This window comes from Streptomyces aurantiacus JA 4570, assembly GCF_000414115.1.
In the GTDB taxonomy this organism is placed as follows: domain Bacteria; phylum Actinomycetota; class Actinomycetes; order Streptomycetales; family Streptomycetaceae; genus Streptomyces; species Streptomyces aurantiacus_A.
Map to the genome: position 1 here is coordinate 1 of NZ_AOPZ01000283.1, position 14,131 is coordinate 14,131.

Below are 14,131 nucleotides of genomic sequence, written 5' to 3' on the forward strand. Positions count from 1 at the left end.
GCCGCGAACGCCGCCACGAACCGCGCGTCCTGCCCGGCCCGCCGCACGGCGTCCCGCGCGCGCCGCCGCGCCCGCGCGTCCGCGTCGGCGAGGCACCGCTCCTCGGCCCGGACCAGCGCCGCCTCCTCGACCAGGACGCCCTGCCGCTCGTACCGGCTCTTGCGCCGGTTGAACCGCACGACCACCGCCGACAGCGCGCTGCCCTCCCGCGCCCGCCGCGTCAGCGCCGTGTCCCCGCGCGGCAGATACACGAGATGCCCGAGGTCGGCGCAGTCCAGACAGCGCGGCTGCCCGCCCTCCAGGACGAGGAGCGCCAACGGCCCGCCCCGGCACTCCGCGCAACGCCTGCGCTTCAACGGCTGGATGACGACGGGTCCGGTGCGCACGAGAGGAACGGCCATGGTCGTTCCCTGCCCGCCCGGCCGCGCCCCGCACCGCTGCCCTCCCGGCCGCGCCCCGCACACGGCCGCCGGGCCCGGAACCCCGCGCGGCATCATGGGTCCGTGCGACTCGAAGCGATCACCTGGGAACGGCTCACGGACACCCTCGCGGACCGGCTCCTCGCCCTGGAGCCGAAGGACGGCGCCTCCTGGCCGCGCGTCGCCTTCGACGGGGCACCCGCCGCCCGGCCCGGCGAACTGGCCCAGCGGGTGGGCGAGGCGCTGCGCGTGCGCGGGCGGCCCTCGCTCGTCGTCGGCACCGAGGGCTTCCTGCGGCCCGCCTCGCTGCGCCTCGAGTACGGACACGAGGACGTCGAGGCGTACTACAGCGGTTGGTTCGACACCGGCGCCCTCTGGCGGGAGGTCTTCGGCCCGCTGGAGGCGGACGGCACCGGCCGGGTCCTGCCCGACCTGTGGGATCCGCGCGCCGACCGCGCCACCCGCACCCCGCGTGTCCAACTCCCGCCCGGTGCGCTGCTGTTGCTGCACGGCCCCCTCCTTCTCGGTCACTGGTTCCCCTTCGACCTGACGGTGCACACGCATCTCTCACCCGGCGCCCTGCGACGGCGCACACCGGCGGCGGAGCAGTGGACCCTGCCGGCCTACGAGCGGTACGGGACGGAGGCCGACCCCCTGTCCGCGGCCGACGTCGTGGTCCGCGCCGACGACCCCCGCCACCCCGCGTGGACCGGCTGACCCCGTCACCGGGCCGTCGCCCGCTGCGGGTGCGGCCCGCCCGGGCTGCGACGAGAATGAGGACGCCGGGACCAGCCGGGACCCGGCGGCGCCCCCGCGCCGCGCCGGCCGTCCGGCACCGGGAGGTACCCATGACCACCGCCGGAGACATCATGCACCGGGGTGCCCAGTGGATCCCCGCTCACGAGACCCTGGACCGCGCCGCCCAGCTCATGCGCCAGCTCGACGTGGGCGCCCTGCCCATCAGCGACGAGAACGAGCGGCTCTGCGGCATCCTCACCGACCGCGACATCGTCGTCGGCTGCGTGGCCATGGGGCACGACCCGGCCAAGGTCACCGCGGGCGACATGGCGCAGGGCACACCGCGCTGGATCGCGTCCGACGCGGACGTCGACGAGGTGCTGAACGAGATGCAGGGCCACCAGATCCGCCGGCTGCCCGTGATCGAGAACAAGCGCCTGGTCGGCATGATCAGCGAGGCGGACCTCGCCAAGCACCTCAGCGACGACCAGCTCGCGGGCTGGGTCGAACGCGTCTACGCCAGGTCCTGACCCCGGGGCCGCCCGACCTCGCCGCTGCCGTCATCCCGTTTTGGCGGGCGGCACCGAGCCGCGTCTCACAGCCAGCCGTTGCGCCGGAAGCCCCGGTACAGCGCGACGCACGCTGTGGCTATCAGCCCCATCACCATCCCGTAGCCGTACTGCCAGCGGAGTTCGGGCATGTGGTCGAAGTTCATGCCGTAGATCCCGCAGACCATGGTGGGGACGGCGACGATCGCGGCCCAGGCCGTGATCTTCCGCATGTCCTCGTTCTGCGCGACCGTCACCTGGGCGAGATGCGCCTGGAGGATGGAGTTCAGCAGTTCGTCGAAGGCCGCTATCTGCTCGGTGACCCGCTTGAGGTGGTCGTCCACGTCCCGGAAATACGCCTGTATCTCGGGGGCGATCAGGCGCATCGGCTTCGCGGCGAGGATCTGCAGCGGGCGGCCGAGCGGCACCACCGCCCGCTTCAGCTCGAGCAGCTCGCGCTTGAGCTGATAGATCCGGCCGGGGTCGGCCCCGCGCGCGCCCTCGGGGGAGAACACCTCGGCCTCGACCAGGTCGATGTCGGCCTGCACCGCGTCCGCCACGCCGATGTAGTCGTCCACGACCTGGTCCGCGATGGCGTGCAGCACCGCCGCCGGGCCCTGTGCCAGCTGCTCGGGCGTCCCCTCGAGCGCCTCGCGCAGGGGCCCCAGCGAGCCGTGCCTGCCGTGCCGCACGGTGATCACGAAGTCCTTGCCGATGAAGGCCATGATCTCGCCGGTGTCCACCACCTCGCTGGTCGCGGTCAGCTCGGCGTGCTCGACGTAACAGACCGTTTTGAACACGGCGAACAGCGTCTGGTCGTAGCGCTCGACCTTCGGCCGCTGGTGGGCGTGGACCGCGTCCTCGACCGCCAGCGGGTGCAGGTCGAAGAGGTCGGCGATGCCCGAGAACTCCCGCTCCGTGGGCTCGTGCAGGCCCAGCCACACGAAGCCGTCGTCGCTCTTGCGGACCTGCTCCACGGCCTCGACCAGGTCCCCGTCGCGGCTCGGCGTCTGGCGGACGCCCTTGCGATACGTCACACACTTCACGACCGACGAGCCCAGCGGCGAGCGGGCGGGGTGACTCAGGTCGACGCGGGGGCCGCGCCGGGTCAGGGCCGCCACCTTCCGCAGGCCGCGGACGCTCCGCAGATTCCCGACCTTGCGGAGGTTTCCGACCTTCCGCAGGTTGCCCGACATCGACATGTGCAGCTCCTAGGGCGTGACTTGATGAGCAAGTCTGCCAGTCCGGTGCGACACCACGACGGGGCCTGTGGGAACGGAAGACTCCGCTCCGGAACTGTAATGATCGTCACATGACGCGAACCGACGGTTATCTCCTCGCCAGCCGGCCCGGCGTGGCGGCGGCGCCCCGCTCCACCGCCTTCGCCGCCCTCTTCGACCCCACCACCTTCCGGCACATCGAACGGCTCGGTATCGGGCCCGGCTGGCGCTGCTGGGAGGTCGGCGCCGGCAGCACGTCCGTCGTGTCCTGGCTCGCCAAGCGGGTCGGACCCACCGGGCGCGTGCTCGCCACCGCCACCGACACGGCGCCGCTGGCGCAGGCCGCGCGCCCGCCCGTCCAGGTCCGTACCCACGACGTGGCGGCCGACGCCCCGCCCACCGAGGCGTTCGACCTCGTGCACGCCCGCCTCGTGCTCACCCACGCGCCGGACCCCGAGCGGGCGCTGCACTCCATGATCAAGGCGCTCCGCCCCGGCGGCCGGCTCCTGGTGGAGGAGGCCGACCCGGCGCTGCAGCCGCTGGCCTGCCCCGACGAGTACGGCCCCGAGCAGGAACTGGCGAACCGGCTGCGGAACGGGGTGCGCGCGCTGCTCGCCGAACGCGGCGCCGACCTCGCGTACGGCCGTGTGCTGCCCCGGCTGCTGCGCGCGGCGGGGCTGCGCCAGGTGGAGGCCGACGCGTACTTCCCGCTCGCCTCGCCGGCCTGCGCGGCCCTGGAGACCGCCACCGTCGAGCAGGCCCGCGCGGACCTGGTCGCCGCGGGGCTCGCCTCGCACGACGACGTCGAGCGGCATCTCGCCCACGTCGCCGAGCGCGCCGTCGACCCGGCCACGGACCCCCTCGTCTCGGCCTGGGCCCGCAAGCCCTGACGGCACCGGGACCCTCAGGTCTTCCCGGGGAGCGGGGCCCGCGCCGGCGGCCGGGCCCCCACCCGGGACACCGCGAGGGCGCCCGCCCTGCACCCCTCGGCCACGGCCTCCCGCAAGCCCGCCCCCGCCCTCCGTGACGCGACGAACGCCCCGGTGAACGCGTCGCCCGCCCCCGTGGAGTCCCGCGCGTCGGCCCGCACCGCCGGCTCCCGGACCCGCACCGCGCCGTCCCGCGCGGCCAGCGCGCCGTCCCCGCCCAGCTTGACCACCACCTCGGCGAACCGGCGGCTCAGCTCGGCCGCCGCGTCCCCGGGCCCGGGCAGCCCGGTGAGCAGCTCCGCCTCGTCGCGGCTCGGCAGCAGCACGTCCACGCCGACCGCGTCCGCCAGGAAGCGGTCCACCCCGTGCCCGGCCAGAAACCCCGCCGACGCCGGGTCCACGCTCACCGTCACCCCACGCGCGCGTGCCGACGCGAGAGCCGCCCGCGCCGCCGCCCGGCTCGGCCCCGCGAAGAACAGGTAGCCGGACAGGTGGAGCCAGTCCACGCCGTCGAGCAGCGACGGCGTCCAGTCGGCGGGGGAGAGGCGCAGGCAGGCACCACTGTCCGTCAGGAACGTCCGCTCGGCCGCCGCTCCGGCCGCGTCGACCAGGCTGATCACGGTGCCCGTGGGGGCGTCGGGGTCGACGGCGATGTGGGGACGTACCGAAGCGCGCAGCAGCGACTCCTCGTGCCACGCGGCGGCGTCGGCGCCCGCCCGCCCCAGGAAACGTACGTCCGCGCAGCCCCAGTGGGCCGCCCAGCAGGCGACGTTGGCGCCCGCGCCGCCGGGCACGGTGCGGATGGCGGCGGCCGTGTCGGTGCGCGGCGCGAGGGGCGTGCGGTGCCGGGCGACGATGTCGGTGACGACGTCGCCCACGACGAGCAGGGCGCCGGCGCGGGGCGGCGAGGCGGGAGCCCGGGGCCGGTACGGCTCACCGGAGTCCGGTGGTTCGCCGGGTGCCGTCACGCCCGCGCCCACGCCGTCGCGATCCGCGCCGCGAGCCGTACGTTCCCGCGCACCGCGGCGAGGTTGGCCTCCAGGGACGCCCCTTCGGTGTGCCGCACCAGATGGTCGAGGAGGAAGGGCGTCACCGCCTGGCCGGTCACGCCACGCGCGGCGCACTCCCGCAGGGCTTCGTCGAGCACGCGCGCGTGGAGGGCGGGTTCGAGCTGTTCGGCCTCGGGCACGGGGTTGGCCACGACGAGCGCCGAGTCCGGTCCGTCCAGCGCGTCCTGAGCGCGCATGACCGCGGCGACCTCGTTCGGCGTACGCAGCGTCCAGTCCACGTCGTGCCCCGAATCAGCGAGGTAGAAGCCGGGGAAGCGCGCCGTCCCGTAACCCGCCACCGCCACGCCCAGCGTCTCCAGGCGCTGCAGTGTCGCCGCCACGTCCAGGATCGACTTCACGCCCGCGCACACCACCGTGATCCGGGTGCGGGCGAGCAACCCCAGGTCGGCCGACTCGTCCTGGGTGAGCGTCCATTCCCGGTGCACCCCGCCGAGCCCGCCCGTGGCGAACACCCGAAGGCCCGCGCGGGCGGCGAGCAGGGCCGTCGCCGAGACCGTCGTCGCCCCGCTCGCACCCGCCGCGACGGCGAGCGGCAGGTCCCGGTGGCCCAGCTTGCGGATGCCGTCCTCCCCGGCCACCCGCTCCAACTGCTCCTTGTCGAGGCCGACATGGGGGCGCCCGTCCAGGACGGCGATCGTCGCGGGCACGGCGCCCTCGTCGCGTACGGCCTCTTCGAGTTCCAGCGCCACCCGCAGGTTGCGCGGGCGCGGCAGGCCGTGCGCGATGATCGTGGACTCCAGGGCCACGACCGGCCGCCGCCGCGCGAGAGCCGCCTGTACCTCGTCGGACACCACCAACACGGTCTGCCTCCTGTCAGTCGGGTCTTCCTTCATCCCTGGCGGGCGGGGCGCGACGGCAAACCCGTGAGGACGTGCGGAGAGGGGAGAGGGCAGACCCATGAAGCCGACCGTTAAGGTGACCGGCCATGACCACGAATGATCAGAACGCCGCTTCTTTTGCCGTGCACATTCCGGATGTCGTGCTGGAGGAGGAGCCCCTCGACCCGGCACAGATCGTCTCCGGAGAGCCCGTCGTCACCGGCAAGGTCCTGTGGGAGTCCGCCGACGGGAAGCAGGTGCGCGGCATCTGGCAGATCACCCCGGGCGTGGTGACCGACACCGAGGCCAACGAGCTCTTCGTGGTCGTCAGCGGCCGCGCCACCGTCGAGGTGGAGGGCGGCGACGTCCTGGAGATCGGTCCCGGCGACGCGGCGGTCCTGCGCGAGGGCGACCGGACGACGTGGACCGTGCACGAGACGCTGCGCAAGGCGTACCACATCACGCTCGGCGGCTGAGCCCTCACGCGCGGCGGCTGAACAGGGCGAGCGCGGCCAGCGGCAGCAGCAGGAGCGCCGCGATCAGGTTGAGCCAGGCGTAGCTCGCCTGCGCGACCACCAGGCCCGCCACCGCGCCGCCGACGCCCGCCGCCGTGTTCATGGTGAGGTCCGAGAGGCCCTGGGCGGCGGCGCGCGCGGCCTGCGGCACGGCGTCCGTGAGCAGCGCGGACCCCGACACGAGCGCCGCCGACCAGCCGAGGCCGAGCACGAACAGGCCCGCCGCGGTCTGCCCGTGGCTGGCCCCGGCCGTGCCCGCGAGCAGCGCGGCGAAGCCGAGCAGGCCCACGGACAGGGCGATGACGGCGAGCCGCCCGAGCCGGTCCGACAGCCATCCCATCACCGGCGAGAACGCGTACATGCCCGCGATGTGGCCGCTGATGACCAGGCCGATCAGGTCGATGCTCGCCCCGTGGTGGCCGAGGTCGACCGGCGTCATCGACATGATCGACACCATGGCGGTGTGCGCGATGGCGACGGTCACCAGCGCGAGCCGCGCCCGTCGCGAGGCGGCCACCGCGGCGAATCCGGCCCGCAGTGAGCGGCTCGCGGCCGTCTGCTCCCCGGCGGGTTCGAGGGCGCGGGCGGTGAGCAGCGGGTCGGGGCGCAGCAGCACCGCCACGACGAGCGCCGAGATCAGGAAGACACCGGCCGCCCACACGAAGGGCCCCGATGCCTCCGGAATCCCGAGCCCCGAGACGCTGCGGCCCGCGGGCGCCGCGATGTTGGGGCCGAGGACCGCGCCGATCGTGGTGGCCCACACGACGTTGGAGATGGCGCGCGCCCTGGCTCCCGGCTCGGCAAGGTCGGCCGCCGCGAACCGCGCCTGCAGATTGGCCGACGACGCCGCGCCGAACCCGGCCATGCCCACCAGGAGCAGCGGGAAGCTCCCGACGGCCGCGGCCAGCACCACGACCGCGGCGCCCAACGCGCCGATCAGATAGGCCAGTACGAGGCCGGGGCGCCGGCCGCGCGCCGTCATCAGCGCCGCCAGCGGCACCGAGAGGAGCGCCGTCCCGGCGACGGTGGCGGTGGGCGCGAGCCCGGAGAGCGACTCCGTGCCGCTGACCTCCTTCGCCAGGACGGCGGCCAGCGCGATGCCGGTGGCCACGCCAAGCCCGCCGAGTATCTGGCTCGCGACGAGTATCGCGGTGATACGGCGGCGCAGGGCGGGCAGTTCCGCCGCCGTGACGGGCGCGTCGACGGCGCGCTCGGTCGCGCTCATCCGGGACAGCGCGTTCCGCGCGGGCGCCGGGCGGGCGCAGGGGCTGCGGGGGACGACGCGGCTGCGGGCGAGGGGGGTATGTCCACGCGCGAAGTGTGCCAGGCCGTGCCGTCACGCCGACATGGCCTGGCCCTTCGCCGCCCGCGCACCGCTTGGGCCCGCCGACATGGCCTGGCTCCTCGCCGCCCGCGCCCAGCTCGGGGCGGGCCCCGGAGCCCTCAGAACAGCGGCTCGGGCAGCACTCCCTCCAGGGCGAGCAGTTGCCGCTTCGTCTCCAGGCCGCCGCCGAAGCCTCCGATGCCGCCGTCGCTCTCCACCACCCGGTGGCACGGCACCACGACCGGCAGCGGGTTCGCGCCCATCGCCATGCCGACCGCCTGGGCAGCGCCGGGCTGGCCGACGCGGTGGGCCAGGTCTCCGTAGCCCACCACCGTGCCGTACGGCACGCCCGTGGCCAGTTCGCGCAGCACCTGGCGGTTGAAGCCGGAGATCAGCGACCAGTCCAGCGGCAGCTCGAAGTCGCGGCGCTCGCCCGCGAAGTACGCCCTGAACTGGCGTATGGGCTCGGCGAGCAGCGGCGACGCGGGATCCTCGACCGGCTCGGCGCCCAGACGGGAGGCAAGCCGCTCCAGGGCCTTGTCGCGCACGTCGTCCGTGGCGTGGAAGACGACCGTGACCAGGCCCGCGTCGGTCGCGGCCAGCATCAGCGGGCCGATGTCACTGCTGACGACGGCCCACACGGCGCGGGACCGCGCGGCCTGCTCCTGTCGCCCGTCCCGCTCCTGCTCGTTGTGCCCCATGGCGTTCATGCGGACAACGTTACGGCCGGGCACTGACAACGCCGTGGGGCGGCGGCCGCCCCACGGCGTCGGAGGCGGCGCGAGGCGCCGCTGTCACGGCTCAGTCCCGCAGTGCCTGGCGCACGACGTCCGGCTTGTTGGTGATGATGCCGTCCACGCCGAAGCCCGCGGCCCGGCGCGCGGCGGCGGCCTCGTCCACGGTCCAGGTGAAGATCTCCAGGCGCTTGCCGTGCGCGCCCTTGAGCCGGTGGATCGCGGAGACGTAGTCGGCGGAGATGGACGTGTGCGTCGAGTTGATCTGGTCCGAGAACTCGGCGTACGTCGGCAGGTCGGCGGCCGCGGGCGTGCCCAGGAAGCCGGTCTTGACGTCGGGCCGCAGGGCGTGCACCTTCTTGACGCTGTCCGCGCTGAAGCTCTGCACGACCAGCTTGTTCTTCACGTGGTGGTGGTCGAGCCAGCCCGTCTTGCGCAGCACGCGCAGGGTGTCCTTCTCGATGCCGGGGTACAGCTCCGGCTTCTTGATCTCCAGGACCAGGCTCTGGTGGTTGCGCGAGACGCGGTTCATGTACTGCGTGAGCGTCGGCACGCGCGCGCCCTCGTACTTCTCCCCGAACCAGCTGCCCGCGTCCAGCTTGGCGATCTCCGCGGCGGTGAAGTCCTTCACCTTCCACGGGGCGCGGTCGGGGAAGACCTCCTCGACGTTCGTCGTCCGCTTCAGGTTGTCGTCGTGGACGATGACGAGCACGCCGTCCTTGGTGCGCTGGACGTCGTTCTCCACCCAGCGGAAGCCCATCCAGGCGGCCTTGTCGATCGCGGCGAGCGTGTTCTCGGGCGCGTAGGCGGAGGCCCCGCGGTGCGCCACGACCGTCGGGTCCTTGTGCGCGAGCGATGTGCCTGACTTGTGCGCGACGCGTGCGTCGGCCGGTGTCTGCGCGGCGGCGGTGGAGGGGAGGGCGAGTGCGCCCGCTCCCAGAAGAGCGGCGGTCGTGGCAGCGGCGGCGCGTGCGTACACGGGTTCTCCTCGCGTCATGAGCTCACGGTTCGCTTGAGGATGACAGTCCACGGCCAACTACAGACAGGTACAGGATGGCCACACGTTGAACGCCAACCACCCAAGTTGGGACCCCGCGCGCGGATGCGGTGTTTCTTTGCCGGAAAATCGTTCGAGCGTTCAGGGCTGAGCCCTACTCTCGCCTCAGCCCACGGCCCGTCACCCGGCCGTAGGTCAGAGGCAGATGGGGCGTTCCGGAACATCCAAGTACGACAGGCGGAAGGGCTACCGCTCATGGAGGGCACGGTCGACGGCTTCAGTTATGGGTTCGTCACCCCGGTGGTCGCCTACCTCATGGCCTGCCTGGGCGGTGCGCTCGGCCTGCGCTGCACCACCAGATCGCTCCTTGTCGCCCACTCCTGGCGGCCCGGCTGGCTCGCCCTCGGCTCGGCGGCCATCGGCTCCGGCATCTGGACCATGCACTTCATCGCGATGATGGGCTTCACCGTCGAGGGAACCCCGATCCACTACGACCGGGCGACCACCTTCGCGAGCCTCGCCGTCGCCATCGTCATGGTCGGCGTCGGCATCTTCATCGTGGGCTACCGGGGTGCCAGAGGGGCGGCGCTCTTCACCGGAGGCACCATCACCGGGCTCGGCATCGCGTCGATGCACTACTTGGGGATGGCCGGTATGCGTCTAGGCGGCACCCTCCGGTACAACACGCTGACCGTCGCCGCCTCCGTGGTGATCGCCGTCGTCGCCGCCATCGCCGCCCTGTGGGCCGCCGGACAGGTCCGGGGCTTCCTGTGGAGCCTCGGCGCCAGCCTCGTCATGGGCCTCGCCGTCAGCGGCATGCACTACACCGGCATGGCCGCCCTCAGCGTCCATCTGCACGGCCCCTCCACCGCCCCGCCGGGCGACTCCTCCGCCGAGATCCTCGCCCCCCTCATGATCGGCCCGCTCGCCTTCCTGCTGCTCTCGGGCGTCATCGTGATGTTCGACCCGCTGATGATGATGGGCAAGGCCGACCTGAAGGCCGCGGCCGCCCGCCCGCGCACCCCCACGTATGCCGTCCCCCGCTCCGGAGACCGCCAGATCGCGCACGTGACCCGCCGGGCCCCGCCCCGTCCGGGCGGCCGCAGGAGCCGTCGCAGGCCGGGGGCGCGGGCCCCGCAGAAGTGGTGAGACGGCCCCCCGGAACGGGCGAGCGGGACGGCGTTGTCAGTGCGGGGTCGTACGGTGGATTCCATGCGGCCCGTATCGAAGATCGAACGCACGGTGGCACCTTTCGAGGTCGTCAGTCCGTACCAGCCCAGTGGCGACCAGCCCACGGCCATCGCCGACCTGGAAAAGCGCATCCGCGCAGGTGAGAAGGATGTCGTCCTGCTCGGCGCGACCGGCACCGGCAAGTCGGCCACCACCGCGTGGATGATCGAGAAGCTCCAGCGCCCCACCCTCGTCATGGCACCGAACAAGACGCTGGCCGCCCAGCTCGCGAACGAGTTCCGCGAGCTCCTGCCGAACAACGCGGTGGAGTACTTCGTCTCGTACTACGACTACTACCAGCCCGAGGCATACGTCCCCCAGTCGGACACGTACATCGAAAAGGACTCCTCGATCAACGAGGAGGTCGAGCGCCTGCGCCACTCCGCGACGAACTCGCTGCTCACCCGCCGCGACGTGATCGTGGTCGCCTCCGTCTCCTGCATCTACGGCCTCGGCACCCCGCAGGAGTACGTGGACCGCATGGTCCCGCTCAAGGTCGGCGACGAGCTCGACCGGGACCAGCTCCTGCGCCGCTTCGTCGACATCCAGTACACGCGCAACGACCTGGCCTTCACCCGCGGCACCTTCCGGGTCCGCGGCGACACCATCGAGATCTTCCCGGTGTACGAGGAGCTGGCCGTCCGCATCGAGATGTTCGGCGACGAGATCGAGGCCCTCTCCACCCTGCACCCGCTCACCGGCGAGGTCATCAGCGACGACGACCACCTGTACGTCTTCCCCGCGTCGCACTACGTGGCCGGCCCCGAGCGCATGGAGAAGGCGATCAACGGCATCGAGAAGGAGCTCGCCGAGCGCCTCGCCGAGCTGGAGAAGCAGGGCAAGATGCTGGAGGCCCAGCGCCTGCGCATGCGCACGACGTACGACCTGGAGATGCTCCGCCAGATCGGCTCCTGCTCCGGCATCGAGAACTACTCGATGCACTTCGACGACCGCGACCCCGGCACCCCGCCGCACACCCTCCTCGACTACTTCCCGGACGACTTCCTCCTCGTCCTCGACGAGTCGCACGTCACGGTCCCCCAGATCGGCGCGATGTACGAGGGCGACGCCTCCCGCAAGCGCACCCTCGTGGACCACGGCTTCCGGCTGCCGTCCGCCCTCGACAACCGCCCGCTGAAGTGGGAGGAGTTCCAGCAGCGCATCGGCCAGACCGTCTATCTGTCGGCAACCCCGGGGGCGTATGAACTCTCGCGTTCGGACGGCCATGTCGAGCAGATCATCCGCCCCACCGGCCTCGTCGACCCGGAGGTCGTCGTCAAGCCCACCGAGGGCCAGATCGACGACCTGGTGCACGAGATCCGCAAGCGCACCGAGAAGGACGAGCGCGTCCTGGTCACCACCCTCACCAAGAAGATGGCCGAGGACCTCACCGACTACTTCCTCGAACTGGGCATCCAGGTCCGCTATCTGCACAGCGACGTCGACACCCTGCGCCGCGTCGAGCTCCTGCGCGAACTGCGCGCCGGGGAGTATGACGTGCTGGTCGGCATCAACCTCCTCAGGGAGGGCCTGGATCTCCCCGAGGTCTCCCTGGTGGCGATCCTCGACGCCGACAAGGAAGGCTTCCTGCGCTCCGGCACCTCCCTGATCCAGACCATCGGCCGCGCCGCACGCAACGTCTCGGGCCAGGTCCACATGTACGCCGACAAGATCACCCCGGCGATGGAGAAGGCCATCGACGAGACCAACCGCCGCCGGGAGAAGCAGATCGCGTACAACAAGGAGAGGGGCATCGACCCGCAGCCCCTCCGCAAGAAGATCAACGACATCGTGTCGGCCATCGCGCGCGAAGAAGTCGACACGGAACAGCTCCTCGGCAGCAACTACCGCAAGGCCAAGGACGGCAAGAGCGCCAAGGCCCCCGTGCCCTCCCTCGGCACCGCGGGCGGCGCCGTACCCGCCAAGGCGTCCAAGTCCGCCAAGGGCAAGGCCGAGCGGACGGTGCCCACGGACCGCCCGGCCGCCGAACTCGCCGAGCAGATCGAGGAGATGACCGAGCGGATGCGCGCGGCCGCCGCGGACCTGCAGTTCGAGATCGCCGCCCGGCTGCGCGACGAGGTGTCGGAGATGAAGAAGGAACTGCGGCAGATGAAGGAGGCCGGCCAGGCGTAGCGCTGTGTTGCAACACCGACACAAAAGGCCCGGCAGGGTGCGTCGGGGTGGACAGCGCTGCATAGGGTGATGGGCAACCGCCGCAACGGGCGGTTGCCCAGGGCAGTTCGAGAAGGGGACAGCGCGTGACGGTCAACATGACCAAGGGCCAGGCCATCAGCCTGCAGAAGAACGACGGGGGCGCTCTGACGTCGGTGCGCATGGGTCTCGGCTGGCAGGCCGCCCCGCGGCGCGGCCTGTTCGGTACGCGCACGCGCGAGGTCGACCTGGACGCCTCGGCCGTCCTCTTCGCCGACAAGCAGCCGGTCGACGTGGTGTTCTTCCGCCACCTCGTCAGCGACGACGGCTCCGTGCGGCACACCGGCGACAACCTCGTCGGCGGCGTCGGCCAGGGCGGCGACGACGAGGCCATCCTCGTCGACCTGCAGCGCGTCCCGGTCCACATCGACCAGATCGTCTTCACGGTGAACTCCTTCACCGGCCAGACCTTCCAGGAGGTGCAGAACGCCTTCTGCCGCCTGGTCGACGAGACCAACGGCCAGGAGCTCGCCCGCTACACCCTGGACGGCGGCGGCCAGTACACCGCCCAGATCATGGCCAAGGTCCACCGCGCGGGCACCGGCTGGCAGATGACGGCCCTCGGCAACCCGGCCAACGGCCGCACCTTCCAGGACCTGATGCCGGCGATCCTGCCGCACCTGTAAGCACCGCAGCTCATAAGCACCGCACCTGTCAGCACCGCTCCGAGCATGAGCGTCGCTGAGAGCGTCGCCGACCGGCCGTCGAACACGGCGGTCCGTACGCAGGCCCGGTGAGGGGGCCGACACCAAGGGGGAACGAACGCGATGACGGCCGAGCTGGTCAGGGGGCAGAACCATCCGCTTCCCGACACCCGCCTTGAGATCCGGGTGTCGGGCGGCAAGCCGATCGTCGCCGGGGCCACGCTCTGCGACGAGCAGCGCAAGGTGCGCGGCACCGCCTGGGTCGCCCACCCCGGCGCGCCCACGCTGCCCGGGCTCGAAGTGTCCCGGCAGGCGGCCGCCGACCACCGCCTGGCCGTCGACCTGGGCGCGCTGCCGGACGGCGCCCACCAGGTCAACGTGCTGCTTGCGCTGCCCGTGGGCGGAGCGGGCCCTGTCACCTTCGGCTCCGTCGCCGCGCCCTTCATCGCCGTCACCGGCCTCGACGGCACCGAGATCGCCAGCTACACGATCACGGACCTGTCCGCCGAATCCGCCGTCGTGGCCCTGGAGCTCTACCGCAGGCAGGAAGCCTGGAAGGTCCGCGCCGTCGGCCAGGGCTACGCGGGCGGCCTCGCCGACATGCTCGCCGACCAGGGCCTGCCCCAGGCCCAGGAACTGGCGACGACCATCAACGACGCGGTGGCGCGCGGCCTCGCCCGCTCGGTGGCCGCGCCCCCGCCCCGCCCCGCGGACGAGGCCCGGGTGCGCGCCGC

At 72.6% G+C, this 14,131-nt stretch carries 14 protein-coding genes and 1 pseudogene; 8 read left to right on the forward strand and 7 right to left on the reverse strand.

Annotation, left to right across the window (positions count from 1 at the left end):
* Positions 1-401: pseudogene (locus STRAU_RS25540) on the reverse strand (DUF2293 domain-containing protein); the annotation flags it as partial.
* Positions 402-503: 102 nt separating this feature from the next.
* Between STRAU_RS25540 and STRAU_RS25545 the strand changes: the two are divergent.
* Both STRAU_RS25545 and STRAU_RS25550 read left to right on the forward strand, forming a co-directional pair.
* Positions 504-1,136 (forward strand): nucleoside/nucleotide kinase family protein, encoded by a 633-nt coding sequence (locus STRAU_RS25545; RefSeq protein WP_016643289.1) that lies wholly within the window; start codon positions 504-506, stop codon positions 1,134-1,136.
* Between the two features lie 131 nt (positions 1,137-1,267).
* Positions 1,268-1,687 carry a CBS domain-containing protein gene (locus tag STRAU_RS25550; RefSeq protein ID WP_016643290.1) on the forward strand — a complete coding sequence of 140 codons (420 nt, stop codon included), beginning with the start codon at positions 1,268-1,270 and terminating at the stop codon, positions 1,685-1,687.
* Between the two features lie 65 nt (positions 1,688-1,752).
* On the opposite strand, the gene STRAU_RS25555 is transcribed toward STRAU_RS25550, so the two are convergent.
* Complete coding sequence (locus STRAU_RS25555) at positions 1,753-2,907, reverse strand: magnesium and cobalt transport protein CorA (protein WP_016643291.1); 1,155 nt, start codon at positions 2,905-2,907, stop codon at positions 1,753-1,755.
* A gap of 110 nt (positions 2,908-3,017) precedes the next feature.
* Here STRAU_RS25555 and STRAU_RS25560 point away from each other — a divergent pair, with 110 nt between their 5' ends.
* Complete coding sequence (locus STRAU_RS25560; RefSeq protein WP_037661860.1) at positions 3,018-3,815, forward strand: methyltransferase domain-containing protein; 798 nt, start codon at positions 3,018-3,020, stop codon at positions 3,813-3,815.
* A 14-nt stretch (positions 3,816-3,829) separates the two neighbouring features.
* Here STRAU_RS25560 and STRAU_RS25565 read toward each other — a convergent pair whose 3' ends face one another.
* Positions 3,830-4,822, reverse strand: coding sequence for a carbohydrate kinase family protein (locus STRAU_RS25565; protein WP_106968043.1), 993 nt, complete (start codon positions 4,820-4,822; stop codon positions 3,830-3,832).
* On the reverse strand, positions 4,819-5,757 hold the full coding sequence (locus STRAU_RS25570; RefSeq protein WP_037661862.1) for a pseudouridine-5'-phosphate glycosidase: 939 nt from the start codon (positions 5,755-5,757) through the stop codon (positions 4,819-4,821). Before STRAU_RS25570 ends, STRAU_RS25565 begins: the two co-directional genes overlap by 4 nt.
* A gap of 92 nt (positions 5,758-5,849) precedes the next feature.
* On the opposite strand from STRAU_RS25570, the gene STRAU_RS25575 reads away from it, so the two are divergent.
* Positions 5,850-6,218: a cupin domain-containing protein gene (locus STRAU_RS25575; RefSeq protein ID WP_016643296.1), complete on the forward strand. Its 369-nt coding sequence runs from the start codon at positions 5,850-5,852 to the stop codon at positions 6,216-6,218.
* A gap of 4 nt (positions 6,219-6,222) precedes the next feature.
* Here STRAU_RS25575 and STRAU_RS25580 read toward each other — a convergent pair whose 3' ends face one another.
* From STRAU_RS25580 to STRAU_RS25590, 3 genes are all read right to left on the reverse strand, one after another.
* Positions 6,223-7,482 carry an MFS transporter gene (locus tag STRAU_RS25580; protein WP_016643297.1) on the reverse strand — a complete coding sequence of 420 codons (1,260 nt, stop codon included), beginning with the start codon at positions 7,480-7,482 and terminating at the stop codon, positions 6,223-6,225.
* Between the two features lie 218 nt (positions 7,483-7,700).
* On the reverse strand, positions 7,701-8,291 hold the full coding sequence (locus STRAU_RS25585) for a methylated-DNA--[protein]-cysteine S-methyltransferase (RefSeq protein ID WP_016643298.1): 591 nt from the start codon (positions 8,289-8,291) through the stop codon (positions 7,701-7,703).
* Positions 8,292-8,382: 91 nt separating this feature from the next.
* Entirely contained in the window at positions 8,383-9,294 is a 912-nt protein-coding gene (locus tag STRAU_RS25590; RefSeq protein ID WP_016643299.1) for a glycerophosphodiester phosphodiesterase family protein, read from the reverse strand.
* A 273-nt stretch (positions 9,295-9,567) separates the two neighbouring features.
* On the opposite strand from STRAU_RS25590, the gene STRAU_RS25595 reads away from it, so the two are divergent.
* The 4 genes from STRAU_RS25595 to STRAU_RS25610 all read left to right on the forward strand — a co-directional run.
* The gene (locus tag STRAU_RS25595) at positions 9,568-10,461 is read left to right on the forward strand and encodes an MHYT domain-containing protein (RefSeq protein WP_016643300.1); all 894 of its coding nucleotides are present in this window, start codon (positions 9,568-9,570) and stop codon (positions 10,459-10,461) included.
* A 63-nt stretch (positions 10,462-10,524) separates the two neighbouring features.
* Positions 10,525-12,675 carry an excinuclease ABC subunit UvrB gene (gene uvrB / locus STRAU_RS25600; protein ID WP_016643301.1) on the forward strand — a complete coding sequence of 717 codons (2,151 nt, stop codon included), beginning with the start codon at positions 10,525-10,527 and terminating at the stop codon, positions 12,673-12,675.
* Positions 12,676-12,800: 125 nt separating this feature from the next.
* Positions 12,801-13,379, forward strand: coding sequence for a TerD family protein (locus tag STRAU_RS25605; RefSeq protein WP_016643302.1), 579 nt, complete (start codon positions 12,801-12,803; stop codon positions 13,377-13,379).
* Positions 13,380-13,520: 141 nt separating this feature from the next.
* Positions 13,521-14,131, forward strand: a 611-nt coding sequence (locus STRAU_RS25610) for a TerD family protein (protein ID WP_037661865.1), incomplete at its 3' end; no start/stop codon positions are given.

Bases quoted from the DNA above. Each gene is read 5' to 3' on its own strand.
- STRAU_RS25580 (WP_016643297.1), bottom strand. From the start codon at position 7,482: ATGAGCGCGACCGAGCGCGCCGTCGACGCGCCCGTCACGGCGGCGGAA.
- STRAU_RS25555 (WP_016643291.1), bottom strand. From the start codon at position 2,907: ATGTCGATGTCGGGCAACCTGCGGAAGGTCGGAAACCTCCGCAAGGTC.
- STRAU_RS25575 (WP_016643296.1), top strand. From the start codon at position 5,850: ATGACCACGAATGATCAGAACGCCGCTTCTTTTGCCGTGCACATTCCG.
- STRAU_RS25560 (WP_037661860.1), top strand. From the start codon at position 3,018: ATGACGCGAACCGACGGTTATCTCCTCGCCAGCCGGCCCGGCGTGGCG.
- STRAU_RS25585 (WP_016643298.1), bottom strand. From the start codon at position 8,291: ATGAACGCCATGGGGCACAACGAGCAGGAGCGGGACGGGCGACAGGAG.
- STRAU_RS25595 (WP_016643300.1), top strand. From the start codon at position 9,568: ATGGAGGGCACGGTCGACGGCTTCAGTTATGGGTTCGTCACCCCGGTG.
- uvrB (WP_016643301.1), top strand. From the start codon at position 10,525: ATGCGGCCCGTATCGAAGATCGAACGCACGGTGGCACCTTTCGAGGTC.
- STRAU_RS25550 (WP_016643290.1), top strand. From the start codon at position 1,268: ATGACCACCGCCGGAGACATCATGCACCGGGGTGCCCAGTGGATCCCC.
- STRAU_RS25570 (WP_037661862.1), bottom strand. From the start codon at position 5,757: ATGAAGGAAGACCCGACTGACAGGAGGCAGACCGTGTTGGTGGTGTCC.